The following is a 24,764-nucleotide window of genomic DNA, read 5'->3' as shown; positions in this document are numbered from 1 at the left end:
GAGTGGGGTGGTGGCTTGCATGGCGGTTCTCCCTGGGTCAGTCTTTCCAGTACCAACGCTTGCCCAGGCTCACGCCGGCCGGCATCCGGATGTTGTCGTCGTCGAAATCGCCGCGGTCGGCGCCCGTGTGGCAAGCACCGCAGTTGGCGGCGCTCTTGATGCTGGCGTGCTTCCAGACCGCGGACGGAATCTCGTGGTGCTTGCGCTCGAACCAGGCCGAGCGCGTCAGACGGTCTTGGGGCGGTTCTTCGTTCACCCGCTTGTAGGTGCCGGCGTTGGCCTGCAACCAGGTGCTGAGCTGCCTGACCGTGGCGTCGTCGAGCGAGGCGTCGGTGCCGTAATGTTTGTCCAGGCCGGTCATGATGCGCTGCCACGAGCGGGCCGGCAGCAAGCCCGGGGAGTAGGCGGTGTGGCAGGCCGCACACTCGGCGATGTAGGCCTTGGGCATGTCGCGCGGCATCATGCGGCCGCCGTCGGCGTGGGCGGCGCCCAAAGCCGTCAGGCACAACAGGCCGGCCAGGCCAGGGCGGATCAGGCGGTTCGACAGGGTTTTCATGGTGTGTCCTTGTGACGCGGGTTCACTTGAGGCTGTTCAGGTAGGCCAGCACGTCGGCCTTTTCACCGGCGCTGCATTCGCGGCTGAGCACGTCGTTGCAGTTGCGCTTGAACCACTTGTCGACCTTGGCGCTGTCGGTGAAGGCCTTGGCGTTGAAGGCCGGCGCGAGCGGGGCAATGACCTTGCCCGTGTTGGCGTGTTTGCCCTGGGTGGTGGGCGGTGTGCCGTGGCACGAGGCACACGACCATTCGCCGCCGTGCTTGGCATTGAAGAAGGTCTGGCCTTTGGCGGCGTTGCCCGGCGCGCCGGCCTGCGTGCTCCAGTGCTGCAGCTGGGCGGCGGGTGTGGTCTCGGCGGCCTGCGCGGCGGTCGAGACGAGCAGGGCGGCCAGCAGGCCCATGCAAAGAAGCGAAGCGGTGGGACGGTTGTTCATGGTGGGTCGTTGAGGTTTCTGTGAGGGGCGCGACGGTGTCGCGGGGCATGGATCACATTGTTGAAAGACGGGCTTGAACCTTCTCTGAAGCACGTGTTCATCGGCTGTTCAGAAAGCCGCCAGCCGCAGCGGCACGGCCCAGCGCGAGGGCCGCACCTTTGTGCGCTCCCGGGTGATGCGGGGAGGGCGCAGGCGCGCCAGCACGCGGCAGACGGTCTCGGGCGCGGCATCGACCAGGGTGGCGATCTCGCGCAAGGTGGGTCCGTCGGCGGAAGGCGGCGCACCCGAAGCACCGGCGCGGCTCAACAGCGCCAGCCAGTGCCCCAGCCGCTGCTCGACCGGGCCCGTGCGCAGGGCCAGCATGTCGGCCGCCCAGCGCTGTTGCTGCAGCAGCAGGTGCCGGATCAAGGCCTGGCCGTCGGTCAGCGGCGGCTGGGCCAGCGGCCGAAGCTGGCTGGGCATCAGCGCGGTGATCCGGGTGTCCGCCGGCAGATCGCACAGGCACTCCAGGTTCAGCCAGTCACCGGGCAGCGCCAGGTGCCGCACCGCTTTGCCCGGCCGGGAGAGGCTTTGCACCATCAGCAGGCCGCGCTGCAGTTGCCACACCGGGCGTGGCCCCAGGACGGCCACCTGCCCCCGGGTCATCGGTGGTTCGGCGTGTGTCGTGTGCTGTGGCATGGGGTGTCCTTTTGTCGGTCGTGTCGGTTGTCGTGCGGGCCATTTCCGACACCGCAGGCATGTTGCGCACGCGCTCCTGTACGCGAGCTGAAGCGGGTGTTCATCTGCGGTTCATTCGCGCGGCACCACAATGGCCGCCATGACCCCTCGCACCCACCTGCTCCATTCCAGCATCCGTCGCGGCATGGCGTCCGCCATGGCGGCGGTGCTGCTCGCCGGCCTGCCCATGGCACCGGCGCTGGCCAGCGACCGGGGAGACCACGAGCGGGCGCGACAGGCCATGACCAGCGGCCAGGTTCTGCCGCTGCGCACGGTGCTGGAACGCCTGGAGCGCGAACACCCGGGACAGGTCCTGGAGGTCGAGCTGGAGCAGGACGAGGGCCAGTGGATCTACGAGGTCAAGCTGTTGCAGAACGACGGCCAGTTGCTCAAGATCAAGCTCGACGCCAGGACGGCAGCGGTGCTGAGCAGCCGCGCACGCTCTGGCCACCCTGACCGTGCGCGACCCCGATGAACCCCTCCACCGATTGATCATGCGCATCCTGCTGGTCGAAGACGAACCCTTGCTCCGAGCGCCCTTGCGCAGCGGGCTGGAGGCCGCAGGCTATGCGGTGGACGAGGCCGACAACGGCCGCGACGCGCATTTCCTGGGCGACACGGAGGCCTTCGACGCGGTGATCCTCGACCTCGGTCTGCCCGTGCTCGACGGCCTCTCGGTGCTCAAGCGCTGGCGCGACGCGGGCCGCACGATGCCGGTGCTGATCCTGACCGCGCGCGACAACTGGAGCGAGAAGGTCGCCGGCATCGACGCCGGCGCCGACGACTACCTCACCAAACCCTTCCACATGGAGGAGCTGCTGGCGCGGCTGCGGGCGCTGATCCGGCGCTCCAGCGGACTGGCCTCGCCGGTGCTGCAGTGCGGCGCGCTGGCGCTGGACACACGCAGCGGCCGCGTCACCCTCGCAGGCCAGCCCGTCACGCTCACCAGCCACGAACACAAGGTGCTCGACTACCTGATGCACCGCCCCGGCGCCGTGGTCTCTCGCACCGAACTCACCGAGCACATCTACGCCCAGGACTTCGACCGCGACTCCAACACCATCGAGGTCTTCGTGGGCCGGCTGCGCAAGAAGCTGCCGGCCGAGATGATCGAAACCGTGCGCGGTATGGGCTACCGGTTGGTGTCCGGTTGAGGATGGCGCAGCGGTAAGCTCGCCCCATGTTCACCACCCGTCGCTGGGCCCACTCGCTGCGCTTTCGCCTGTTGGCCGCCACGCTGGTGGCGCTGGTGCTGGCACTGGTGCTGGCCGGCGTGCTGCTGGCCAGCCTGTTCCGTGAGCACGTGATGCGCCAGTTCGAGACCGTGCTGACGCAGCAGCTCGACCAGCTCACCGCGCGACTGGAGTTCGATGCAGCGGGGCAACCGCTGATCGACGCCACCCGCTTGTCCGACCCACGCTGGCAGAAGCCCTACTCGGGTCTGTACTGGCAGCTCGACCGCATCGACGCAGACAACGCGGGCCAGAGCGCCGCGTTGCGCTCGCGCTCGCTGTGGGACGCGGCGCTGACCCTGCCCCGCGATGCACTGGCCAACGGTGCCGTGCACGTGCATGAAGGTCGGGGGCCGAATGACGCGCCGCTGATGATGGTGGAGCGCACGGTGCACACCGCCGAACAGCCTGAGGCCTGGCGGTTGATCGTGGCCGGCGACATGCAGGAAGCCACCGGGGCGGTCGCCCGCTTCACCGGCGTGCTCGCCGCCTCGCTGCTGGCGCTGGGCGTGTTGCTGGTGCTGGCGGCGCTGGCGCAGGTGGCCGTGGGCCTTGCGCCGCTGCACGCCATGCACCGGGCGCTGGCCCAGGTGCAAGAAGGCCGCTCGCCGCGCCTGCAGGGCCGCTTTCCCACCGAGGTGCAGCCGCTGATCGACGGTTTCAATGGCGTGCTGGACCGCAACGCCGAAGTGGTCGCCCGCGCCCGGACCCAGGCGGGCAACCTGGCCCACGCGCTCAAGACACCGCTGGCGGTGTTGGCGCAAGCGGCCGACAGCGACGGCCCGCGCGACGAGCTCGCCCTGCGCGTGCGCGAGCAGGTGGCGCTGTCGCGTCGCCACATCGACTGGCACCTGGCGCGTGCTCGCGTCGCCGCGACGCAGCGCCTGCCCGGCCAGCGCACGCCGCTGGCGCCGGTGCTGAGCGGCCTGATCCGGGTCATGGACCGCGTGCACGCCGAGCGGCAGCTGGACCTGCACCTGGTCGAACTGGCGCCAAACCTGGCCTTTGCCGGCGAGGAGCAGGACCTGCAGGAAATGATGGGCAACCTGCTGGACAACGCCTGCCTCTGGGCGCGCCAACGGGTCGAGGTGCTCGCGCGCCGGGATGGCGACCGGGTGCGGATCACGGTGGAAGACGACGGCCCGGGCATCGCCCCGGAGCAGCGGGACGCCGTGCTGGCGCGCGGCGTGCGGCTGGACGAGGCCACGCCGGGCAGCGGCCTGGGGCTGGCGATCGTGGCCGATCTGGTGGCGCTGTACCAGGGCAACATCGCCCTGGACACGGCCGCCCTCGGCGGCTTGCGGGTGTCGATCAGCCTGCCGGCTTCGCCTTGATCGCCACTTGCATGACGCAGGGCGTCAACATGTCGAGCGCCTCCTGACGCACCCGGGTGTTCACGTCCATCACGCCCAGCACCGTGTGGAACACGTTGTCGTGCGACAGGGGCTCGGCCGCGCGCTGGCGCAGGCAGTCGGTGCGAACGCCGGTGCGCTGCTGCAAGCCCGCCGACAGCCAGGTCACCATGGGCACGTGGGTCTGCTCACGCGGTGCCAACGCGTAGGGCACGCCGTGCAGGTACAGGCCGTTTTCACCCAGCGACTCGCCGTGGTCGGACACGTAGATGAGGCCGGTGTCAAAAACGCCGTTGTTGCCCAGACGGTGCAGCCAGGTCAGCGTGCGGTCCATGAAGGCATCGGTGTAGGCGATGCTGTTGTCGTAGCCGTTGAGCAGTTGATCGGGTGGGCAATCGGTCAGGCTGACGCTGGTGCACTCGGGCAAGAAGGGTTTGTGATCGGTGGGCGAACGTTTGAAGTACGCCGGGCCATGGCTGCCCATCTGGTGCAGCACGACCACCACGCCGCGCGCTCGGCGCTGGGGGTCGAGCGCGGCAATGCGTTCGTCCAGCCCCTGCAACATGGCCTCGTCGAAGCAGCCGGCGCCGTCACAGCCATGGCTAGAAGGGTCGTCGTGCAGGTTGATGTGGGGCACCCGTTCGCAGATGCCCTTGCATCCTGACTGGTTGTCCACCCAGAGCACGGCCAGACCCGCGCGCTGCAACACGTCGAGCAGGTTTTCGTGGACGGCGGTTCGGTTGCCGCCCTCGTCGCGGCTCAGCGGGGAAAACATACAGGGCATCGACACCTGGGTGTTGGTGCCACAGGACGTGACCTCGCTGAAGTTCACCAGATCGCCTTGCGACTGCCAGCGCGCGAGCAAGGGCGTGGTGGGACGCGCGTAACCGTTCAGACCCCAGTTCTGTGCGCGAGCCGTTTCGCCCACGACCAGCACGAGCAGCGGCGGCCGCGCCTGCTGTGCATAGCTCGCGCCAAGGGCCGCGTCCTCGCCCACCGGCTGCAAAGGCCGCCCCCTGTGGGACGCCTGGTTGATCGCCAACCAACCGGCGGCGTACACGGTATTGAGCGGGTTGACCATGTAGCGCAGGTCCTTGTGGGCGCGCATCAGCGAGGCCAGGTGCTGGTAACCGGCCATCGCTGCACCCAGGGCCAGCACCAGGCCGAGCAGGGCACCCAACAGGTTGCGGGCGATCTGTCTGGGCCAGCTCAACAAGGCGCGAGGGCGGCGCCACAGCCACCACAACGCCGGCCCGGCGACCACCAGCACCGCCCCCAACAACGACCACGACAGCAGATCGCGCACCTCGCGTGCGTCGGTGTGGGACACGTTGGCCAACATGGTGGTGTCGATCACCGCACCGTACTGCCACATGAAGTGGCTGTTGAAGGCGGCCACCAGCACCAGCAGCGAAGCCAGTGGCTTGAACAGGCGGGGCAAGTTCAGCAGGGACAACAGGGCCGCCGTGACCGCCAGGATCAACACGCCGAAACAGGCGATCAGGGTCAGGCGGTGCCCGATCGAGTCGGGCAGCGAGAAGATGCGCTGCCACAGCGGCAGGTTGCCAGGGCCGGCCAGCCACAGTGCGAGCCACCAGGCGGTGAGCTGCGGCGTGCGCGAAGCCTCCGGCGAGGGGCGGGCGTTGTCCAGGGAGTTGATTGCAGGGGAAAGGGCCAGCATGGTCACCGATGGTTCACCAGCACGTACTGGCCCAGCCAGCGTAAGCAGACGACATTAAGTCCACCTTATCCGCAAGCATCACAGCGGCCAACGCAAACTGAAGCGCGTGGTCATCGGGCTCTGGCCGTCGTCGCGCGCCAGCGTGGCACCCATCTGTTCGGCAATGCGCTCGACCAGGCGCAGGCCCAGGCCCAGCCCGGAACTGGCCTGGACCGGTGCCGACACCGCGTCGGCGCGCTGGCCGTCGTCGCTCACCGACACACCCACCGCCCCAGGCGCCTGCCACACCTCGACCACCACCTGGGTGTCCGAGGGCGTGTGGCGCAGCGCGTTTTCAATCAGGTTGCGCATGGCCAGCTCCAGCAGCATCGGCTGCACCGTCACCACCGTGGGTGTGTCGGGTTCGACGAGCGAAATCTCGTGGCCGTTCTCGTAGGCCAGTTGGGCGTGCGACGAAATCAGGCGGGCGGCCATCTCGCCCAGCGCCGTGGGCTGCGGTGTCTCGGCCGCGTGGCCGCTGCCCACCTCACCGGCGCGCTGCGCCCGGGCCAGGTCCAGCAGCTGGGTGAGGATGCGGCCGGCCCGCAGCGCCTCTTGCTCCAGCCGGGATAGCCGCTCCGCAGAGGGCTCGGCCTGCGCGGCACGGGCCTGCAGCGTGATCACGGCCAGCGGCGTGCGCAGCTCGTGCGCCACGTCGGAGGCGAACTGGCGCTCGCGCTGCGCCTGGGTCTGCAGCGAATCCACCATGGTGTTGATGGCCGAGACGGTGCTGGCAAATTCTCGGAAGCGGTGTTGCGTGTCCAGCCGCTGGCCCGCAAATCCGTCGAGCGCCGCCACCTCGTCGGACAGCTTGTCCAACGGTCGCAGGCCGCGCCGGATCGTCCACCCCATCACCAAGGCCAACAAAGGCATCAGGATCAGCAAGGGCGATGTCAGGTGTTCGGCGATGTCCTCGGCCAGCACATACCGCTTCTTCAAATCCAGCAAGGCCGCCACCCGACGCACACGCCCTTCTGCCCGGTAGGTCTCGACGTAGGCCCTCCAGTCGTGCACCACCCCTTGGGCGTCGCGGTAGGCCACCGTCACCAGCCCCTTGTCGGGCAGCTTCGCCAGGTCCAGTCCGGATGCGAGTTGGTCGCTGTCGGTGACCAGGCGACCGTTGTCCCAGACCAGGATGGCCACGTCTTGTGCGTACTCGTGTACATGCTCGCTGGGCACAGGAAGACCGCCCGACGTGTCGGTCTGGTTCCAGGACGCCGTGCCGAGCCACAGCTGGGCCACCGCGACCAGGTGGCCGTCGGTGAACTTGCGCGTTTCGCGCAAGCTGGTGCTCCAGGCCACGGCCACCAGCACCAGCCAGACCACCAGTTGCGCGCCCAGGGCCCAGGTCAGCAGGTGGCGCGAGAGGGTGCGCCGGGTCTCGGCGGCCCGTGGCTTCACAGAGGCCCCGGATCGGCCGGCACGGTGTCTTGCGGAATGAAGTAACCCACCCCGCGCACGGTCTTGATCAGCGACTCACCGAGCTTGCGGCGCAGGTGGTGCACGTGCACCTCGATGGCGTTGCTCTCCAGTGCATCGCCAAAACCGTACAACGCCGACTCCAGGCGCGATTTGGACAAGACCTGCGGGCGCGCCTGCAAGAGGGTCAGCAGCAGCGCGAACTCTTTGGCGCCCAGCGGCACAGGCAAGCCAGCCCGCTCCACCGAATGGGTCGCCGGGTCGAGCACCAGGTCACCGTGTTCGATCACCGGCTTGCTGCGCCCTCCTGCTCTGCGCAGCATGGCGCGCAGGCGAGCGAGCATCTCGTTGGGGTCGAAGGGTTTGACGATGTAGTCGTCGGCGCCGCTGTCCAGGCCGCTGATGCGGTCGCTCACGCCATCGCGCGCGGTCATGATCAGCACCGGCATGTCGCTGCGCGGCAGCGCGTCGGGCACGGACCGACGCTCGCCGAGCCGGCGCAGCCGCGCCAGTAGGTCCAAGCCGTCGCCGTCGGGCAAGCCCAGATCCAGCAGCATCACATCAAAAGGCTCCACACTCAGCGCGGTCCAGGCGGAGTTGATGCTGGCACACACGTCGACCGCATAACCGGCCTGGCGCAGCGACAGGCTGAGGCCGCCAGCGATGCCGGGATCGTCTTCCACCACAAGTGCACGCATGTCAGGGTCGGGCGCAGAGCGCGTAGGTCAATGGCGCGAATTATCCCGCCACCCCTTAAGGTTCTCTTAAAGTCGGCGAACAACCATCGGCGCCATGCCTGCCCCATGGCGCCCTGCCTCCCCGAACATTTCGCCGCCCCGCCGCCTGGCCTGGGCCTGGCTGGCCCTGCTCGCCCTCACCTTGCTGTGGGACGCCGTCGGTCTGGACCTCCCGCTGATGCAACACATCGGCACCGCACAGGGTTTTGCGCTGCGCGGCGACATCCTGCTGGAAGGCGTCATGCACGACGGCCTGCGCAAGGCCGCCCTGCTGCTCTACCTCGTCCTGTGGGGCTGGGCCCTGGCGCCCGATGCATGGCTGCCCAAGCGGTGGCCAGGCCTGCCACTGCCGCGCCGCGAACGCCTCGCGGCCGTGCTCCTGGTGGCCGCGACGCTGGCTGCCGTGAACCTTGTGAAATACCACAGCCTCACCAGTTGCCCCTGGGAACTGGAGGTGTTCGGCGGCCCGGCGCGCTACGTGTCGCACTGGACGTTCGGTGCAGCCGATGGCGGCAGTGGCCGGTGCTTCCCGGGCGGTCACGCGTCGAGCGCGTTGGCCCTGTTGCCGCTGTGTCTGCCCTGGCTCACCCCTCCCGCAGGCAGCCGGGCCCGCTCGCCCCAGGCGGGCCAGCGCTGGCTGGCCGGCATCCTGCTCATGGGCATGGTGGCCGGTGCGACACAGACCGTGCGCGGCGCCCATTTCCCCAGCCACACGCTCTGGACGCTGGTTCTCTGCAGCGGTGTGGCGCTGGCGGGCTGGCGACTGGCACAGCCCTGGCTGGACCGCACAGAAGCTGGAACGCGAAGCAAGGTCCGTGAGGAACCGGCCTTACCGAGCCACAGCTGACGCACCGTGACAAGGGAGCAAGGGAGGTAACAAACACATCTCCGGAGAGCAACACCCCATCCCAGAACACGGCGGAACCGGCTCCGCCGGGCCGCTCGTGTTGCCCCCTCAGGGGGGTGACGCCGCAGGTGGCGCGGGGGGGACTTCGTAATAAGTCCGGTACCAGTCCACAAACCGCTGCACGCCGACTTGAAGATCGGTGTCGGCCCGCACGCCGAAGCCCCGTTCCAGCGCCGAGGTGTCGGCCCAGGTGTCGGGCACGTCGCCCTGTTGCATGGGCATGAAATGCTTGACGGCTTCGCGGCCCGTGGCCTGCTCCAGACAGGCGATGAAGTCCATCAGCGGCACAGGGCCGTTGTGTCCCACGTTGAGCACGCGGTGGGCGGCCTGCCCGTCTTGCGCCACCGGCGGCACGCCCGCCACGGCGAGCACCGCATCGACCACGTCGTCCACGAAGGTGAAATCGCGGCGCATCTGGCCGTGGTTGTAGACGTCGATGGGTCGGCCTTCAAAGATCGCGCGCACGAACTTGAAGATCGCCATGTCCGGCCGGCCCCAGGGGCCGTAGACCGTGAAAAAGCGCAGAGCGCTCGCCGGGATGCCGTAGAGGTGGCTGTAGCTGTGGGCCATCAGCTCGTTGGCCTTCTTGCTCGCGGCGTAGAGCGAGATCGGCGCGTCGGTCACCATGTCTTCGCGCAGCGGCATCTGGCGTGCCGCGCCGTAGATGGAGCTCGACGAGGCGTACACGAGGTGCTTCACGCCGTGGCGCCGGCAGCCTTCGAGCACTGTCAGCATGCCCGCGAGGTTGCTGTCGAGGTAGGCCATCGGCTGCTCCACCGAGTAGCGCACGCCGGCCTGCGCCGCGAGGTGCAGCGCGATGTCGTAGCGACCTTGCTCGAACAGCTTCGCCGTGGCCTCGCGCTCGGCGAGTTCGAGCCGGTGGAACACGAAGCCTGGCCGAGCCTGCAGCAGCTTCAGCCGTGCCTCCTTGAGGCTGGGCTCGTAGTACGGGCTCATGTTGTCCACGCCGTCCACCGCCAGTCCCAGGTCGAGCAGGCGCTGGCTCAGGTGAAAGCCGATGAAGCCGGCGGCGCCGGTGACCAGGATGCGGGGGCGTGGTAACGAAGTCAGCAGGTTCATGGCAAGACACCACGGATGTCGGGACGGTAAACGAAGCGTTGGGCACGCGCGGGCGCAGCGCAGGTCGCGCGCATCGCATCGGCACCGAACAGCACCCACTCGCGGCGGTGGGCCTCGCCCAGCGAGACGGCCTTGGCCACATCGAAACAGTCGAGCTTCGCGTCGGTCGGCACCAGCAGTTGGCGGTTCGGCGCTTCGCGCATCCAGACCCAGGCGTTGCGCTCTTGCTGATCCACCGGTGCGAGGTAGCTGAAATGGGTCAGCGGGCGGTGGCTGAACAGCAGGAACTGCTCTTTGAAAAAGATGAGTGCCAGCTCAGCGCCGGGCGGCAGTTGCTGCTCCACCTGTTCCATCATGTCCTGCGGCGTGCGGTAGGGGTCGACGCGCGGCCAGATCAGCAGCGACACGAACACCCAGACCGTGAGGCTGGTGGCGGCCATGCGCTCCAGCAGGTCGCGTCGGCGGATCACGATCAGGAGCACCAGCAGGGCCGCGCCCATCGCGATCAGCGGCATGGCCAGCGTGGCGATCAGCTCGGCGTAGTCGGGTGCCTTGCGCAGCAGGCGCTCTGGTGAGAACCGGAGCATCAGACCGAGGCCACCGAGTGCCGCCGCCAGCGCATACAGGAACCACTGGAAGAAAGCACTGGTTCGCCCGCCCAGCCCCTGCGCGCGGACCTTGGTCCACAACACGCCCACCACCAGCGCCAGCATGGGCAGGGCCGGGAAGATGTAGACCTCGCGCTTGCCCGAGCTGATCGAAAAAAACAGCAACACCAGCCCGACCCAAGCCAGCAGCACCTTGAGCCGGCGGTCTTCGCACAGCGCGGCGAGCAGCGGTTTGAAGAACACCAGCAACAGCACCGGCAGCGGGAACCACACCACCGGAATGGCCTGCGTGAAGAAATAGTGCCAGGGCTTGACGTGGTGCCAGGCGTTGACGAAACGCTCGCCGGTCTGGCGGAACAGCAGGTCGTTGCGGTAGGCCACCATGGTGTCGGAGCCGATGCTGTGCACCTGCCAGAGCATCGGGCCCAGCCAGAGCGCCACCGTGACCGCCATCACCAGCACGCCCGCCGCCAGCTTCCAGCGCCACACCGGCGCGTCGCCGTGGCCGGGGTTCTTCGTCCAGAGCGCCAGCGGCAACAGCATCAGCAACGGCAGGAAGCCCACGCCCTTGGTCATGATGCCCAGCGCCATCGCAGCCCAGGCCGTGAAGTACCAGCCCCAGTGGGGGCCCGTGAAGAAGTGGCGCAGCAAGCCATAACAACCCAGCGTGATCCAGAAGGTCACGAGCGCATCGATCTGCCCGACCTTGCCCTGCAGCAGGAACTGCGGCGTGAACACCAGCACCAGCACCGCGAACAGCGCCACCTGCGGGTTCCACAGCCGGCGCCCGAGGTCGTGCACCAGCAGCAGCGTGCCCACCGAAGCCAGCGCGCTCGGCAACAGGAAGGACAGTTTCAGGTTGCCCAGCAGCGCGAACGCCGCCGCACTGAACCACATGAACACCGGTGGCTTGTCGGGGTAAGGCTCGCCGCCGCGCGTGGGGAACAGCCACTGTCCGCTCTCAACCATCTCGCGCGCCACCTGTGCGAAACGCGGCTCGTCGGCGGGCCAGGGGTAGCGCAGGCCGATGCCCAGCAACAGCACGATGGCGGTGGCGGCGAGCCAGAACAGCGTCTGGCGACGGGCGTCGTCGTCAGTGGGCAGGGACATGCGGATGCTCTTTGCGGAAGCGCTGCAAACGCTGCTTGAAACCGTGGTGGTACAGGTACAGGCCCAGCCCGGTGGACAACACCAGCATCACGAGACTGATCCAGAGTTGCGAGCTGTCGTGCAGCGCAAAGCCCGAGCCCGCGTAGGCGAACAGCAGCATCTGCGGCAGATAGCCCAGCAGGCTACCGAAGAACACCGCCACCGGTCGCAGGTCGGACAGGGCCGCCGCGATGTTGGTCACGAGGTTGCTGCCCACGGGGATCAGGCGGATCACGCAGATCCAGATCCAGGTGTCTTCGGCCAGCACCGCCTTGATCAGTTCAATCTTCTGCGCGTACTTCTGCCTCACCCATTCAAAGCCGAGCTTGTGCACCGCGAGCATGGTGAGCATGGCACCGCAACCGGTGAGCAAGGTGCCGATCAGGCCGCCCTGCCAGCCACCGAACAGGAAACCGCAGCTGAAGGCCAGCACCTGACGCGGGCCACCGAGCGCCGTGTAGACGACGGCACCACCGATGAACATCGGCCAGGCAAGCGCCCAATGCCGCTGGAACAGCTGCTGCAGCAAGACCTCTTCTGTGACCGGGCCCCACCAGCCCAGGTGCAGGGACAGGAAAGCCAGCGTCAGAACCGCCGTGAGCAGCAGCGGTTTAGTGAGGCTTTTCATGCGCGGGGATGGACCGGACCTGCGCGATCACCGGGCGCTTGCCGCGCCGTGACAGCCACATGACACCCGCCATGTCGACCAGGCCGACCCAAAGCCGGTTCCAGGCGTTGTACTTGGACACACCCACGTGGCGCGCCCGGTGGTTCACCGGCACGACACGGATCACGCCGCCCAGCCGCAGCACCAGCGCAGGCAGATAACGGTGCATGTGGTCGAAGTACGGCAGGCGCAGCCAGGTCTCGCGCGGGATCAGCTTCAGGCCGCAGCCGGTGTCAGGCACCTGGTCGCTCAGCAGCTTCTGGCGCACGGCGTTGGCAATGCGCGACTGGAACTTCTTCCACTCGGTGTCCTGGCGGTTCTTGCGGTAGCCGGCGATGCAGAAGTGGGTCGACTGCGACTCGGTCTCGCGCGCCGAGCGCAACAGGCCGGGCATGTCGGCGGGGTCGTTCTGGCCGTCGCCATCAATGGTGATGAGGTAGCGCCCGCGCGCCTGCAAGGCCGCGCTGCACAGCGCCGTGCTCTGTCCCACGCTGGCCTGGTGGCGCACCAGCTGGCCGGCCGCGCCCAGCTCGGCGCAGCTTTGCACGAACTCGTCGCCGGTGCCGTCGTCGCTGCCGTCATCGACCAGCACGATCTCGAACGCGCACTCGGAGCGCAGCGCGGTCACCACCTCGTTCACGAGTTTGCCGATGTTGCCGGCTTCGTTCTTGGCGGGAATCAGCACCGACACCAGCGGGGCATCGCCCGTCTGTGCGGCGCCAGCGGCGTTCGCCGGGCGGGGGTCTGTCATGAAGGGTTCACCAGGGAGATTCGGCGCATGGAGGAAGAGGCCGGGCCGAACGACGCAAAAAAAAGCGGGTCTGCGAGTTTTACCCGCCAACCTTAAGGAGACCTTAATCCGCTCGCACCTGGGCATTTTCCCACGCGCGTGAACGCCGACCGACTCACCAGCCCAGCCCCATGTGCAGCGGCAGGTACACCACCATGCCCACCACGATGGTGCCCAGCACGCTGCGCTGCCAGACGAACCAGGCCATGCCCGCCACCGCGGCGAACAGGCGTGCGTCCTGCCAGGTCTGAATCAGATGCCCCTGTGTCATCACGATTTCCGGAATCACCACAGCCGACAGCGCCGCGATGGGCGCGTACTGCAGACCGCGCTGCGCCCAGTGCGGCAGGCTCCATGGCTTGCTGGAGAAGAAGAAAAACCCCCGCGTGATCGCGGTGACGCAGCCCATGCCGAGAATGGTCAGCAGGGTCCAGGGATCGAGGTCAAACATGCTGCGCGCCCGGCGGTCGCGGCGACGCCTTCTCGATCACCAGGCAGATCGCCACCGCCGCCGCGATGGCCACCAGGATGTTGAGCCTCAGCGGCAGCGCCCAGGCGGTCACCGCCGCCGCACCGGCCACACTGGCCGAGACGACCCGCAGCTGTGAGCTGGCCAGCGAACACAACAGGCCCAACAACGCCAGGATGCCGGCGAAGCCCAGTCCCCAGGCAGTGGGCACCGCATTGGCCAGCACCACGCCCACCACGCTGGAAACCATCCATGCCACGCAGTTCACGGCGCAGTTGCCGGCCAGGTAGGCCTGCTGGCGCGCGAGGCCGTCGGCGTCGACGGCCACGTGCGGGTAGCGGCGAACAAAGTACACGTAGGTCAGGTCACCGGTGTAGAACCCGGTGGCGATGCGCTGCCAGCGCGGCAGGTGCATCACATAGGGCCGCAGGTGGATGGAGAACACCACGAAACGCAGGTTGACGCAGAACGAAGCCGCCAAGATCACCCACATCGGCGCGCCCGCGACGATCATGGGCACGGCGGCGAGTTGAGCGCTGCCGGCGTACACGACCAGCGTCATCAGCAGGGCTTCGATGACCGACAGTCCCGACTTGACCATGGCCACACCGGTCATCAAGCCCCAAGCGGCGATGCCCACGGCCACCGAGGCCTGGTCTCGAAAACCTTCCCAGAATTCCGCGTGGCGGCGGTGCTCGGCCAGAAAGAACATCAGCCGGCGGCCTTTGGCGCAGCGTCCAGCACCTGGCCGGGCGCCAGCGCGAAACCGCGCAGGAAATCCGCCGCCGGTAGCCGCTTGCCTCCGGCGCGCTGCAGTTCGGTCAACACGAGCACACCCTCACCGGTCAACACCCGAATGCCGTCGGCGCCCGCCGACAGCACCTGACCGGGCAAGCCGCCGGGCAGACCCGCTTGGGACTGCGCGGCCCAGACCTTGATCGCCTCGCCCGCCAGCGCCGTCGCCGCACCCGGGAACGGATTGAAAGCGCGCACACGCCGCGCAATCACCTCTGCCGGCAGCGACCAGTCGATGGCGGCCTCGGCCTTCTCGATCTTGTGCGCATAGGTCACGCCCTCGGTCGGCTGCTTTTGGGCGGTCAATCCGCCACAGGCGGCAAGCTCCAGCGCTTCCACGACCAGACGCCCCCCCAGCGTGGCCAGCCGGTCATGCAGGCTGCCGGTGGTGTCGTCGGCGCCGATGGGCAGCCGCTCCATCAGCAGCATGTCGCCGGTGTCCAGGCCCGGGTCCATCTGCATGATGGTGACGCCGGTCTGCTCATCGCCCGCCTCGATGGCGCGGTGGATCGGTGCCGCGCCGCGCCAGCGTGGCAGGAGGGATGCGTGGATGTTGAGGCAACCTTTCGCTGGCGTGTCCAGCACCCACTGCGGCAGGATCAGCCCATACGCGGCGACCACCATGGCATCGGCTTTCGCGGCCACAAGGGCCTCCCGCGCGGCGATGGCGTCTTCGGGGTATTTGCCGTCCAGTCGCAGGCTGCGCGGCTGTGCCACCGCGATGCCGTGCGCCAGCGCGCACTGCTTGACCGGCGAGGCCTGCAGCTGCATGCCACGTCCGGCAGGGCGGTCAGGCTGCGTCAGCACCAGCGGAATCTCGAACCCCGCCGCAAGCAGCCGCTCCAATGCGACGCGGGCGAACGCCGGCGTGCCCGCAAAGACCAGGCGCATGGCCGTCATGCCTTCTGCGCTTCGCGCTGCGACTTCAGCAACTTGCCTTTGATCCGATTGCGCTTGAGCGGCGAGAGGTACTCCACGAACACCTTGCCCATCAGGTGATCCATCTCGTGCTGGATGCACACGGCCAGCATGCCCTCGGCCTCGATCACACGGCGCTTGCCTTCGGCATCGAGGGCAAGCACCTTCACAGCGATGGAACGCTCCACACCATCGTAGATGCCCGGCACCGACAAGCAACCTTCCTCACCCTTGCGGGTTTCGGCACTGGCCCACTCGACCACCGGGTTGATCAGCACCAGAGGCTGATCCCGCGTTTCGCTGACATCGATCACGATCAGCCGCTCGTGCACATCCACCTGCGTAGCCGCCAGCCCGATGCCGCTGGCGTCGTACATCGTGGCCAGCATCCGCTCAATCAACACGCGAAGACGGTCGTCGAACGCCTCCACCGGTTTCGCCACGGTGTGCAGGCGCGGGTCGGGATAACGCAGGATGTTCAGCAAATCGGGCGGGTTCATGGCGAAGGCGGCGACGCAGCGGTCGGGGTCTTGGGCAAAACGGCGGCAACGGCGAACGTGGCGCCGCTGAGACCATGGAGAGGGGTTTGTCGCTATTTTCGCTACTTTTCGCGGATCGGGTGGATGGCCACGTCCATTAATATTGCCTAATCAAGGGCTTGGGCGCAAAATCAAATGCGAATTGTCAAGACTTGAAGCGCCGTTTGTCCGGGTGGCCGGGCACGGTTTCCGGCCAGATTGCGCCAGCCCCAGGGGCCCACACATGCCATTGAACTCCCGCTCGTCCGCCCTTCCGTCCGCTTTCCGCCTGTCACGCCCTGTGGTGGGTGCTTGCGCTTTGATGGTCGCGATGGCCACCAACAGCGCCTGGGCGCAGAGCCAGACCGTCACGTCCGGACAGCGTGCCACCGCCAACCAAGTGGCCCAAACCGGGGTGCCGCTGTCGGAGCTGGCGCCCAATGCACCCGACAGCCACACGGTCGTGCGCGGCGACACGCTGTGGCGCATCTCTGGCATTTTCCTCAAGAGCCCGTGGCGCTGGCCTGAGCTCTGGGGCATGAACCTGGATGAGATCAAGAACCCGCACCGCATCTATCCGGGTCAGGTGCTGTACCTGGACAAATCTGGTGGCCGCGCCCGCCTGAGCACCCGCCGGCCGGGCGAGGGCGACACACCGACGGTGCGTGTCTCGCCCCGCACCCGCGTCGAGAGCCTGTCCGACTCAGCGATCCCGCCGGTCAACATGCAGGCCATCGAGTCCTTCCTGGCCGAGCCTTTGGTGGTTGACGAAGCCACGTTCTCGCGAGCGCCCCGCATCGTCGCCACCCCGGAAAACCGGGTGCTGCTCAGCTTGGGTGACCGCGCTTATGCCCGCGGTCAGTACGGCGACGTCGGAGGTCTCTCCCAGGATGCCCTGACGATGGAGGCGGGCAAACCCCGCAGTTTCCGCGTCTTCCGGAATGCGGTGCCGTTGAAGGACCCTGCCACGGGCGAGATCCTGGCGTATGAGGCCCAGTACATCGGCAAGGCGCAACTGGTGCGCCCCGAGAGCCGTCGCGACATTGAAGTACCGGCGTCGGCAGCGAAGCCCGCAGGCAAAGACGTTTACAAGCCCACCTACGAGAACACCGCGCACAACATCGAGCGAGCTCAGGTTGCCGAGAAGGCGCCTGTCAAACCCGTGGCGACCGGTGAGCTGGTGCCCGCCACCATCGACATCGTGAGCGCAAAGGAAGAAATGCGCGTGGGCGACCGCCTTTTGCCCGAGCCACCACGCGTGTTCCCCAACTACGTGCCCCGCGCTCCGGGCCAGGCCCAAAACGGCCTGATCGTGTCGGTCTACGGCAACGCCGTTCGATACGCCGCCCAGAACCAAGTGGTCGCGATCAACCGCGGCAAGGCACACGGCATCGAAGACGGTCATGTGCTCGCCCTCGTTCGCGATGCCAGCACCCTGATCGACAAGACCGACGACAGCCGGCCACAGTTGCGCCTCCCCGGCGAGAGCAATGGCCTGATGATGGTCTTCCGGACTTTCGACAAGGTGTCTTACGCCGTGGTGTTGGACATCCAGGACGGCGTCAAGATCGGCGACCGCTTCACCAACCCCTGACGCCCTGCCCAATGGACAGGGAAGCCCTGGCCGGCTGGCTCAGGCTGCTGCTCACGCCCGGCGTGGGCAACGACACGGCCCGAAGACTTCTCACCGCGTTCGGATTGCCTTCAGGCGTCTGGGCCCAGAGTTCCAGTGCCTGGCAAACAGTCACCAACGCACGCACGGCGCGCGCGATGCAAAGCATCCCTGACGCGCTGGAACCCGCGATTGACCGCCTGACGGCCTGGCTGGACGAAAGTCCTGCTCATCAGGTGCTGACGCTGGCCGATGCCCACTACCCCGCCGCGCTGCTGAACACGGCCGATCCACCGCTGATGCTGTACCTGCGCGGACAGCCTGAGGTGCTCGACCATCCACGCAAGCTCGCCATCGTGGGCAGTCGCAATCCCACGCCACAGGGCGAGGCGAACGCGCGACAGTTCGCGCGAAGTCTCGGCGAGGCAGGTGTCTGTGTGGTGTCGGGTCTGGCGCTCGGCGTGGATGGAGCGGCGCATGCCGGCGCCCTGGAAGGTGGGAGCACCACCATCGCGGTGGTGGGCACAGGGCTCGACACCGTGTACCCCAGACGGCACGATGCGCTGGCCAGTCGAATCGCAGAGCGCGGTTTGCTGATCAGCGAGTACCCCCTCGGGACTGCGCCTTTGGCCGCCAACTTCCCCCAACGCAACCGCATCATCGCGGGCCTGTCGCAGGGCACGCTGGTGGTCGAGGCCGCTGTGCGCTCGGGGTCCCTGATCACCGCGCGCTTTGCTGCGGAGCAAGGGCGCGAGGTGTTTGCCATCCCGGGTTCGATCCATGCCCCACAGTCACGCGGTTGCCACGCGCTGATCCGGCAAGGCGCCAAGCTGGTGGAGTCGGCACAGGACATTCTGGAAGACCTGCGGATCGCCGAGCCCGCGGGGCATCGTACCGAACCAGGCCAGGCTGAGACTCCGGTCGATGATTTGCTCCACGCCGTCGGACACGACCCGGTGAGCTTCGATGCGCTGCAGGCCCGCACCGGTCTGGATACCGCCACGCTGCAAGCCCGTTTGCTGGAGCTTGAGCTGGAAGGTGAAGTGGGACGGATGCCCGGCGGGCTGCTGCAGCGAATTTCCCGGAGTTGAGCTGGCAACACGCACATCGCCGCGCATTGCCCGAGGATGCGGTGGAGCCAGCTTGTTGGGCCCCTCGCATCGCGCATCCTTTACAGGGTCGAGCGAAGCGCGGCGGGCATCATCCCAACAAACGCTCCGGGTTGGCGTCCAGCTTGGCCAGCGCATCGCGCGTAGCCCGCACGGTCAACGCCTCCTCCTCGCTCGGCACCAACAACCCGGCCTGCAGGTAGGCGGCAACCCGGGTGGCCTGGATCAAGAAACAGCGTCCGGCGTTGGTCACGAAGAGGTACAGCTGTCCGCGCTCGCTGCGCCAGGCCAACTGCACGCTGTTGAGTTTGCCATTGTGGTCCAGACCGAACCAGGCGCCGATCTGCAGCTCCACCGCCCAGGCGCGCATGGCCTCGTTGGGCTGGCTGCCCCCCTGCTTGATCACCTCGATGTTGCTGGCGTCCACGCCCGTGATCATCTCGATGCTTTCGTTGTCCAGGTCAAGATCACCCACGCCGCTGTCGGGCATGTAGTCTTCCAGATGGGCCAGACGCTCGGAGAGCTTGTCCAGGCTGTCCTGCGAGATGGCTTCGGTGCGCGACATGAAGGCATCGGCCAGGGTGTCGCTCACCGCCTTGATGTGCTGATCCTGAACGCCCGGCGAATAACCTAGCAGGCTCATGCCCTGGCGCAAGCGCTGCAACAAGCCGGGCAGCTGCTGGATCACGCGTGCGCGGTCGTTGCGGTTGGGTTTGGCGCTGGCGGCCCACAACAGGTCCGAAGCCACTTTCTTGAGCGACGAGGTTTCCTCGTGCTTAAGTCCGTATTTGACGCTGGCCACGGCCAGCACCTCGACCCAGACCTTGAACAGGAAATCACGCACCTCATCGCGAACCATGATGTCATCGAGCAGCTTGCGCAGCTCGATGGTGTACTGCACCGAAAGGGTCTCTTTCTGCTCGACCTGCTGCGCCACGCTGACAAAGCGGCTAGCGCTGCCCTGCTCGCTCAGGTAGGTGGACAAGAACTTCTGGAATTCATCCAGCACCAGCTGGAACACGCGACGCCCGGTCTCCGGGTATTGCTCGATCACCTGGACCACACGCTTGATTTCAGCCTCCAGCGCCACCGAACTGACATTGGACTCAAAGCCCATCACACAAGAACCCATGCGGTCGATCAGGCGCCTGGCTGGGTGCTGCAGCGCACTGAAAAACTCGGGCTCGGCCAACGCCACGCGCAAGACCGGAATTTGCAGACGGGCAAACCAGACGCGCACGCTGGGGGGGATGCGCTCTTCGGCCAGAATGCTCTGAAACATCAACGCCACCACCTCGATGGTGGCTTTTTCCGATGGCGTGTTGGCCGCCTGTTTGAGTTCTGCCGTGCGTTGCCGCAGGACCGATATGGCCTTCTCCACATGGGAGTTGTCCATGTAGACCACGCCCGTTCGGGATGAGCCCATCCCCCCGGACATTGCCCCCTCAGAGACGGGCTCAGGCTCTACCCGCTGCATGGCCTGCTGGAGCATCGGCGACGGCGGCAGCAGCTGGGTGGCCTCGAAATCGCCGCCCACCTTGTCCATCAACAACCGCCGCAAGCGGCCCACAACACCCTGAGCGCGCATCCGGGCCCGGGCCAATGGCGATGAGTGGGTCATCAGACGGGTTTCGTCGTGAACACCCATGGCGGAGGAATTTTGACCCGGACGGCTTGCACCGAGGCCTCCCCCCAGTTCGCTGCCACTGCCACGGCCACTGTGGAGAGATCCGGTGTTGGGGGCGCCGGCCCTCGATGCACCTGCGCCACCGTATCCACCACTGGCGCCTGAAGCCTCGCCATCCACGCCAACCGATCCAGATCCGCCACCGGTATCGGAGGACGACAGGGCGGTATTCACGGCAGGCGCGGGGCCGGCAGACCGGCTGCCCGGCGTGCGTTTGACCAGGGCCTGCAGATCGATCTCTTTCATCACCCCACTGGAGACGAGGAACTCGTTCGCCGCCTTGTATGAGGTCAGCATGCTTTTCGCCAGGGCGGGTGAGAGTGCATCCTGCACCAACGTCCACCCCTCGCGTGTCATTTGAACGTCCAGCCACTGGTCCACCAGAAGCCGCGCCACCACATCGGGCAGGAGCACATCCCCGCGCGGCAACTCCAGGCGTTTTTCAAGGTGCTGAACGCGCAACCTCAGCTCGTTGAGCTCGGTCGAGGCCACATCCAGCACCCGCATCGCCAAACGCGAGGCCATGATCTGGTCATCAATGGCCCCTTCCGCCAGCAGCTCCAGGCGTCCCGACGGAACGCCCAAACCATTGGCGGAAGTGATCCCGTGGCGCGGCAGCAAACTGCGCTGCAAAGCCTTGCGGCTCTGGTTCAGCCAGGTGGTGTGGCACTTCTGGAATGCCAGCCATGCGTCCCGACGCTCTTGCATTTCGCGCGCTGGACCAGGCTGATCAAGCGCCGTTGCCAGCCTGGTCTCACAGGCCTTGACCAAATCGGGCAGAGCGCGACCCACGTGAACCACAAAGAGCTCGCGTGCCTGCTTGGCCAAAGAGGAAACGTGCTGATCAGATGTAGCCACAGTGGTTTCAGTATGACACGAAAGCCGCTTGCTTCAGTCTGCTGAAAGCCGGCCAAAGCGGTCTGATACCGGCCTCTGTTAAACCATCGCTCCGCTGTTCGGATCGTCCGGGTCGCCCGGTGCGGACTTGCCCGTCGGCTTGATCAGGTCTTCGCGCTTGATGCCCAGCCACATGGCGATGGCCGCCGCCACAAAGACCGAAGAGTAGATACCGAACAGGATGCCGATGGTCAGTGCCAGCGCGAAGTAATGCAAGGTGGGTCCACCGAAGAGCAGCATCGACAACACCATGATCTGGGTCGAGCCGTGCGTGATGATGGTACGGCTGATGGTGGAGGTGATCGCGTGGTCAATGATCTGTACGGTGGTCTTTTTGCGTTGACGGCGGAATGTCTCACGGATGCGATCAAAAATCACCACAGATTCGTTGACCGAATAGCCCAGCACGGCCAGCACCGCGGCCAGCACCGGCAGCGAGAACTCCCACTGAAAAAAGGCGAAGAAGCCCAAAATGATCACCACATCGTGCAGGTTGGCAACGATGGCTGACACGGCGTACTTCCACTCGAAACGCACCGCCAAATAGATCATGATGCCGAGGATCACGAAGCCGAGCGCCTTCAGGCCGTTCTCCACCAACTCCTGCCCCACCTGCGGGCCGACGAACTCGGTGCGGCGCAGCTGCACGGCCGGGTTCTGGGCCTTGAGCGCGGCCAGCACGGCCTCGCTTTGCTGCCCTGAGCTCTGACCGGTCTTGGCCGGTAGGCGCAACAACACGTCCTGCGATGTACCGAAGTTCTGCACTGGCACATCGGCGTAGCCCAAGCCTTCGATCACCTTGCGCACCGACTCCAGATCGGCCGGTTGCTCGTAGGCCACCTCCATCACGGTACCGCCGGTGAACTCCACCGACAGATGCAGGCCGCGGGTCACCAGAAAAAACACCGCCAGGAAAAAAGTGATGGCCGAGATCGCGTTCAGCACAATGGCGTGCTTCATGAACGGGATGTCTTTGCGGATGCGGAAAAGTTCCATGGTTCAAGCTCCTGGGGTCAATCGGCCTTGGCCACTGCGTTGTCGCCGTCGGGGCGCCACACCGTGCCGATCGACACGCTCTTGAGTTTCTTCTTGCGGCCGTACCAGAGATTGACCAGACCGCGCGAGAACACCACGGCCGAGAACATGCTGGTCAGAATGCCGATGCAGTGCACCACGGCGAAACCACGCACCGGGCCGGAGCCGAAGGCCAGCAGCGCCACGCCGGCGATCAGCGAGGTGACGTTGGAGTCCAGGATCGTGCCCCAGGCGTGGTCGTAGCCGACGTTGATCGCGGTCTGGGGTGACGATCCGTTGCGCAACTCCTCACGCACCCGCTCATTGATCAGCACGTTGGCGTCGATGGCCATGCCCAGCGCCAGTGCCATGGCGGCCATGCCCGGCAAGGTCAGTGTGGCCTGCAGCATCGAGAGAATCGCCACCAGCAGCACCAGGTTGAAGCCCAGTGCCAGGCTGGAGAACACGCCAAACAGCATGTAATAAGCGCACATGAAGGTGGCAACCGCCAGGAAGCCCCAGATCACGCTGTTGAACCCACGCGCGATGTTTTCCTTGCCCAGGCTCGGGCCAATGGTGCGTTCTTCAATGATCTCCATCGGCGCGGCCAGCGAGCCGGCGCGCAACAGCAAAGCCGTGTCACTGGCCTCCACCGTGTTCATGCTGCCCGAGATCTGGACCCGGCCACCACCGATTTCGCCGCGGATCACCGGTGCCGTCACCACCTCGCCCTTGCCCTTTTCGAACAGGATGATGGCCATGCGCTTGCCGACGTTCTCGCGGGTCACGTCGCGGAACACGCGCGCGCCCTTGCTGTCGAGGGTCAGGTGCACGGCAGGTTGCTGCTGGTCGTCGAAGCCGGCCTGGGCATCGGTGAGGTTCTCGCCCGTGAGCAGCACCTCGCGCTTGACGATGACAGGGCGGCCGTCGCGCTCCAGGTATTTTTCGGAACCGAATGGCACCGCCCCCGCGCCGCTTTCGGCGGCCTGGCCTTCGGAGCTTTCGTCCACCAGACGCACCTCCAGGGTCGCGGTGCGGCCCAGGATGTCCTTGGCCTTGGCGGTGTCCTGCACGCCGGGCAACTGCACCACGATGCGGTCGGTGCCTTGCTGCTGGATCACCGGCTCAGACACGGCGAGTTCGTTGATGCGGTTGTGCAGCGTGGTGATGTTCTGCTTGAGCGCCTGGTCCTGCACCGTGAGGGCCGCCGTCGGCTTGAGCGTGGCCAACAGGCGGAACTCGGCACCATCCGGCGTCTGCACCACCTGCAGGTCGGGGAACTGATCCTGGATCACGGCCTGCACCGCCTGCGCGGTGGCGGCATCGCGCGCGCGCACTTCCAGCGTCTGTCCGCTGCGCTGGATGCCGCCATGGCGCACATTTTTTTCGCGCAGCGCGGAGCGCAAATCACCGGCCAGCACGTCGGCCTTGCGCACCAACGCGGCCGGCATGTCGACCTGCAGCATGAAGTGCACGCCACCACGCAGGTCCAGACCCAGGTACATGGGCGAAGCGCCCAGGCTGGCCAGCCAAGCGGGGGTGCGCGGCACGAGGTTCAGCGCCACCACGTAGCCGGGGTTGGCAGGATCGGGATTGAGCGTGCGTTCGATGGTGTCGCGGGCCTTGAGCTGCACATCGGTGTTGTCAAAGCGCGCGCGCACCGAGTTGCCTTCGAGCTGCATCATCGAAGGCTGGATGCTCTGCGCCGATAGCGCCTGCTCCACCCGCGTGACCGTGGTGAGGTCGACCTTCACCGACGAACGCGCCGCAGACACCTGCACCGCTGGCGACTCGCCAAACAGGTTGGGCAGGGCATACAGCACGCCGATCACCAGCGCGAAAGCGATGACCAGGTACTTCCAGAGCGGATAACGGTTCATGAGGAGGCAACCAAAGTGGCGTGAGGGGTAGCTGTCCGGGAATGCGGTGGAACCGGCTCCGCCGGGCCACTCGCATTGCCCCCTTGAGGGGGTGACGCGCTGCCAGGCGCGGCGCGGGGGTGTTACTTAATGGTGCCCTTGGGCAGCACCTGAACCACGGCCGTGCGCTGCATCTGGACTTCCATGCCGTCGGCAAGCTCCACACCGACATAGGTTTCGCCCACCTTGGACACCTTGCCCAGGAAGCCGCCGGCGGTCACGACCTCGTCGCCCTTGGCCAGGGCTTCGACCATGGCCTTGTGCTCCTTCTGGCGTTTCATCTGGGGGCGGATCATCACGAAGTACAGCACCACAAACATGAGCACCAGCGGCAACATGCTCATCAGGGTGTCCTGGGTGCTGCCACCGGTGGCGGCTTGGGCGTAGGCAGAAGAAATGAACACAGGCGTCTCCAACAAGGTCAAAAGGGTCAAGACGCAAGGCCCGGCGGGCGAACCC

At 66.7% G+C, this 24,764-nt stretch carries 24 protein-coding genes; 6 read left to right on the top strand and 18 right to left on the bottom strand.

Translation table 11 applies throughout. The features are described from left to right. Positions 1-37: 37 nt before the first annotated feature. From B0E41_RS17930 to B0E41_RS17920, 3 genes are all read right to left on the bottom strand, one after another. Positions 38-556, bottom strand: a complete 519-nt coding sequence (locus tag B0E41_RS17930; protein WP_077332835.1) for a diheme cytochrome c — start codon at positions 554-556, stop codon at positions 38-40. A gap of 22 nt (positions 557-578) precedes the next feature. Next, positions 579-956 (bottom strand): DUF1924 domain-containing protein, encoded by a 378-nt coding sequence (locus B0E41_RS17925; protein WP_216350782.1) that lies wholly within the window; start codon positions 954-956, stop codon positions 579-581. 141 nt (positions 957-1,097) lie between these two features. Continuing rightward, on the bottom strand, positions 1,098-1,667 hold the full coding sequence (locus B0E41_RS17920) for a Crp/Fnr family transcriptional regulator (protein ID WP_077332831.1): 570 nt from the start codon (positions 1,665-1,667) through the stop codon (positions 1,098-1,100). Positions 1,668-1,806: 139 nt separating this feature from the next. On the opposite strand from B0E41_RS17920, the gene B0E41_RS17915 reads away from it, so the two are divergent. From B0E41_RS17915 to B0E41_RS17905, 3 genes are read left to right on the top strand one after another with little or no spacing between them, the layout of a single operon-like run. After that, positions 1,807-2,181, top strand: coding sequence for a PepSY domain-containing protein (locus B0E41_RS17915; protein WP_363351875.1), 375 nt, complete (start codon positions 1,807-1,809; stop codon positions 2,179-2,181). A gap of 19 nt (positions 2,182-2,200) precedes the next feature. Then, complete coding sequence (locus B0E41_RS17910; protein ID WP_077332843.1) at positions 2,201-2,860, top strand: response regulator transcription factor; 660 nt, start codon at positions 2,201-2,203, stop codon at positions 2,858-2,860. Between the two features lie 26 nt (positions 2,861-2,886). Continuing rightward, the gene (locus tag B0E41_RS17905; RefSeq protein ID WP_077332827.1) at positions 2,887-4,272 is read left to right on the top strand and encodes an ATP-binding protein; all 1,386 of its coding nucleotides are present in this window, start codon (positions 2,887-2,889) and stop codon (positions 4,270-4,272) included. Here the strand turns inward: B0E41_RS17905 and B0E41_RS17900 are convergent. From B0E41_RS17900 to B0E41_RS17890, 3 genes are all read right to left on the bottom strand, one after another. Then, entirely contained in the window at positions 4,250-5,971 is a 1,722-nt protein-coding gene (locus tag B0E41_RS17900) for a phosphoethanolamine--lipid A transferase (protein WP_077332841.1), read from the bottom strand. The two genes, B0E41_RS17905 and B0E41_RS17900, sit on opposite strands and share 23 nt — an antisense overlap. A gap of 78 nt (positions 5,972-6,049) precedes the next feature. Then, entirely contained in the window at positions 6,050-7,411 is a 1,362-nt protein-coding gene (locus B0E41_RS17895) for a HAMP domain-containing sensor histidine kinase (protein ID WP_077332825.1), read from the bottom strand. Beyond that, positions 7,408-8,127, bottom strand: a complete 720-nt coding sequence (locus B0E41_RS17890) for a response regulator transcription factor (RefSeq protein WP_077332823.1) — start codon at positions 8,125-8,127, stop codon at positions 7,408-7,410. Before B0E41_RS17890 ends, B0E41_RS17895 begins: the two co-directional genes overlap by 4 nt. 94 nt (positions 8,128-8,221) lie before the next feature. On the opposite strand from B0E41_RS17890, the gene B0E41_RS17885 reads away from it, so the two are divergent. Further along, a complete protein-coding gene (locus B0E41_RS17885; RefSeq protein WP_077332821.1) occupies positions 8,222-9,013 on the top strand; it encodes a phosphatase PAP2 family protein in 792 nt (263 codons plus the stop codon). A 108-nt stretch (positions 9,014-9,121) separates the two neighbouring features. Here B0E41_RS17885 and B0E41_RS17880 read toward each other — a convergent pair whose 3' ends face one another. The 8 genes from B0E41_RS17880 to def all read right to left on the bottom strand — a co-directional run bounded on the left by B0E41_RS17880 (position 9,122) and on the right by def (position 16,049). After that, on the bottom strand, positions 9,122-10,153 hold the full coding sequence (locus tag B0E41_RS17880) for an NAD-dependent epimerase/dehydratase family protein (RefSeq protein WP_077332819.1): 1,032 nt from the start codon (positions 10,151-10,153) through the stop codon (positions 9,122-9,124). Further along, positions 10,150-11,871, bottom strand: a complete 1,722-nt coding sequence (locus B0E41_RS17875) for a glycosyltransferase family 39 protein (protein ID WP_077332817.1) — start codon at positions 11,869-11,871, stop codon at positions 10,150-10,152. Before B0E41_RS17875 ends, B0E41_RS17880 begins: the two co-directional genes overlap by 4 nt. Then, on the bottom strand, positions 11,855-12,538 hold the full coding sequence (locus tag B0E41_RS17870; protein ID WP_077332815.1) for a VTT domain-containing protein: 684 nt from the start codon (positions 12,536-12,538) through the stop codon (positions 11,855-11,857). The genes B0E41_RS17875 and B0E41_RS17870 overlap by 17 nt, the downstream gene beginning before the upstream one ends. Beyond that, entirely contained in the window at positions 12,522-13,328 is an 807-nt protein-coding gene (locus B0E41_RS17865; RefSeq protein ID WP_216350781.1) for a glycosyltransferase family 2 protein, read from the bottom strand. Before B0E41_RS17865 ends, B0E41_RS17870 begins: the two co-directional genes overlap by 17 nt. 154 nt (positions 13,329-13,482) lie before the next feature. Continuing rightward, positions 13,483-13,818, bottom strand: a complete 336-nt coding sequence (locus tag B0E41_RS17860) for an AzlD domain-containing protein (RefSeq protein WP_077332813.1) — start codon at positions 13,816-13,818, stop codon at positions 13,483-13,485. Then, on the bottom strand, positions 13,811-14,548 hold the full coding sequence (locus B0E41_RS17855; protein WP_077332811.1) for an AzlC family ABC transporter permease: 738 nt from the start codon (positions 14,546-14,548) through the stop codon (positions 13,811-13,813). Before B0E41_RS17855 ends, B0E41_RS17860 begins: the two co-directional genes overlap by 8 nt. After that, positions 14,548-15,522 carry a methionyl-tRNA formyltransferase gene (gene fmt, locus B0E41_RS17850; protein ID WP_077332837.1) on the bottom strand — a complete coding sequence of 325 codons (975 nt, stop codon included), beginning with the start codon at positions 15,520-15,522 and terminating at the stop codon, positions 14,548-14,550. Before fmt ends, B0E41_RS17855 begins: the two co-directional genes overlap by 1 nt. A gap of 5 nt (positions 15,523-15,527) precedes the next feature. Continuing rightward, positions 15,528-16,049 carry a peptide deformylase gene (gene def / locus B0E41_RS17845; RefSeq protein ID WP_077332808.1) on the bottom strand — a complete coding sequence of 174 codons (522 nt, stop codon included), beginning with the start codon at positions 16,047-16,049 and terminating at the stop codon, positions 15,528-15,530. 340 nt (positions 16,050-16,389) lie between these two features. Here def and B0E41_RS17840 point away from each other — a divergent pair, with 340 nt between their 5' ends. Both B0E41_RS17840 and dprA read left to right on the top strand, forming a co-directional pair. Continuing rightward, positions 16,390-17,661, top strand: coding sequence for a LysM domain-containing protein (locus B0E41_RS17840; protein WP_253194986.1), 1,272 nt, complete (start codon positions 16,390-16,392; stop codon positions 17,659-17,661). Positions 17,662-17,672: 11 nt separating this feature from the next. Further along, positions 17,673-18,770 (top strand): DNA-processing protein DprA, encoded by a 1,098-nt coding sequence (gene dprA / locus B0E41_RS17835; protein WP_077332804.1) that lies wholly within the window; start codon positions 17,673-17,675, stop codon positions 18,768-18,770. Between the two features lie 109 nt (positions 18,771-18,879). Here the strand turns inward: dprA and B0E41_RS17830 are convergent, their stop codons facing one another. The 4 genes from B0E41_RS17830 to yajC form a co-directional block, all read right to left on the bottom strand. Then, positions 18,880-21,333: a DUF1631 family protein gene (locus B0E41_RS17830; RefSeq protein WP_077332802.1), complete on the bottom strand. Its 2,454-nt coding sequence runs from the start codon at positions 21,331-21,333 to the stop codon at positions 18,880-18,882. A gap of 78 nt (positions 21,334-21,411) precedes the next feature. Then, on the bottom strand, positions 21,412-22,368 hold the full coding sequence (gene secF / locus B0E41_RS17825) for a protein translocase subunit SecF (RefSeq protein WP_077332800.1): 957 nt from the start codon (positions 22,366-22,368) through the stop codon (positions 21,412-21,414). Between the two features lie 17 nt (positions 22,369-22,385). Further along, complete coding sequence (secD, locus tag B0E41_RS17820) at positions 22,386-24,266, bottom strand: protein translocase subunit SecD (protein WP_077332798.1); 1,881 nt, start codon at positions 24,264-24,266, stop codon at positions 22,386-22,388. Between the two features lie 122 nt (positions 24,267-24,388). Continuing rightward, a complete protein-coding gene (gene yajC, locus B0E41_RS17815; RefSeq protein WP_077332796.1) occupies positions 24,389-24,709 on the bottom strand; it encodes a preprotein translocase subunit YajC in 321 nt (106 codons plus the stop codon). Positions 24,710-24,764 lie beyond the last annotated feature (55 nt).

It is taken from the genome of Hydrogenophaga sp. A37 (genome assembly GCF_002001205.1).
Lineage (GTDB): Bacteria > Pseudomonadota > Gammaproteobacteria > Burkholderiales > Burkholderiaceae_C > Hydrogenophaga.
The sequence above is the reverse complement of the archived record's forward strand: the minus strand, read 5'-3'. Positions and strand labels throughout refer to the sequence as shown.

What these genes read in the sequence shown, in the direction of transcription:
- B0E41_RS17915 (WP_363351875.1), top strand. Translation starts at nt 1,807, where the DNA reads ATGACCCCTCGCACCCACCTGCTCCATTCCAGCATCCGTCGCGGCATG.
- B0E41_RS17910 (WP_077332843.1), top strand. Translation starts at nt 2,201, where the DNA reads ATGCGCATCCTGCTGGTCGAAGACGAACCCTTGCTCCGAGCGCCCTTG.
- B0E41_RS17920 (WP_077332831.1), bottom strand. Translation starts at nt 1,667, where the DNA reads ATGCCACAGCACACGACACACGCCGAACCACCGATGACCCGGGGGCAG.
- B0E41_RS17840 (WP_253194986.1), top strand. Translation starts at nt 16,390, where the DNA reads ATGGTCGCGATGGCCACCAACAGCGCCTGGGCGCAGAGCCAGACCGTC.
- B0E41_RS17870 (WP_077332815.1), bottom strand. Translation starts at nt 12,538, where the DNA reads ATGAAAAGCCTCACTAAACCGCTGCTGCTCACGGCGGTTCTGACGCTG.
- dprA (WP_077332804.1), top strand. Translation starts at nt 17,673, where the DNA reads ATGGACAGGGAAGCCCTGGCCGGCTGGCTCAGGCTGCTGCTCACGCCC.
- B0E41_RS17860 (WP_077332813.1), bottom strand. Translation starts at nt 13,818, where the DNA reads ATGTTTGACCTCGATCCCTGGACCCTGCTGACCATTCTCGGCATGGGC.
- B0E41_RS17855 (WP_077332811.1), bottom strand. Translation starts at nt 14,548, where the DNA reads ATGTTCTTTCTGGCCGAGCACCGCCGCCACGCGGAATTCTGGGAAGGT.
- secD (WP_077332798.1), bottom strand. Translation starts at nt 24,266, where the DNA reads ATGAACCGTTATCCGCTCTGGAAGTACCTGGTCATCGCTTTCGCGCTG.
- fmt (WP_077332837.1), bottom strand. Translation starts at nt 15,522, where the DNA reads ATGCGCCTGGTCTTTGCGGGCACGCCGGCGTTCGCCCGCGTCGCATTG.
- B0E41_RS17925 (WP_216350782.1), bottom strand. Translation starts at nt 956, where the DNA reads ATGGGCCTGCTGGCCGCCCTGCTCGTCTCGACCGCCGCGCAGGCCGCC.
- B0E41_RS17900 (WP_077332841.1), bottom strand. Translation starts at nt 5,971, where the DNA reads ATGCTGGCCCTTTCCCCTGCAATCAACTCCCTGGACAACGCCCGCCCC.
- B0E41_RS17875 (WP_077332817.1), bottom strand. Translation starts at nt 11,871, where the DNA reads ATGTCCCTGCCCACTGACGACGACGCCCGTCGCCAGACGCTGTTCTGG.
- B0E41_RS17890 (WP_077332823.1), bottom strand. Translation starts at nt 8,127, where the DNA reads ATGCGTGCACTTGTGGTGGAAGACGATCCCGGCATCGCTGGCGGCCTC.
- B0E41_RS17930 (WP_077332835.1), bottom strand. Translation starts at nt 556, where the DNA reads ATGAAAACCCTGTCGAACCGCCTGATCCGCCCTGGCCTGGCCGGCCTG.
- B0E41_RS17905 (WP_077332827.1), top strand. Translation starts at nt 2,887, where the DNA reads ATGTTCACCACCCGTCGCTGGGCCCACTCGCTGCGCTTTCGCCTGTTG.
- secF (WP_077332800.1), bottom strand. Translation starts at nt 22,368, where the DNA reads ATGGAACTTTTCCGCATCCGCAAAGACATCCCGTTCATGAAGCACGCC.
- def (WP_077332808.1), bottom strand. Translation starts at nt 16,049, where the DNA reads ATGAACCCGCCCGATTTGCTGAACATCCTGCGTTATCCCGACCCGCGC.
- B0E41_RS17885 (WP_077332821.1), top strand. Translation starts at nt 8,222, where the DNA reads ATGCCTGCCCCATGGCGCCCTGCCTCCCCGAACATTTCGCCGCCCCGC.
- B0E41_RS17865 (WP_216350781.1), bottom strand. Translation starts at nt 13,328, where the DNA reads ATGACAGACCCCCGCCCGGCGAACGCCGCTGGCGCCGCACAGACGGGC.
- B0E41_RS17880 (WP_077332819.1), bottom strand. Translation starts at nt 10,153, where the DNA reads ATGAACCTGCTGACTTCGTTACCACGCCCCCGCATCCTGGTCACCGGC.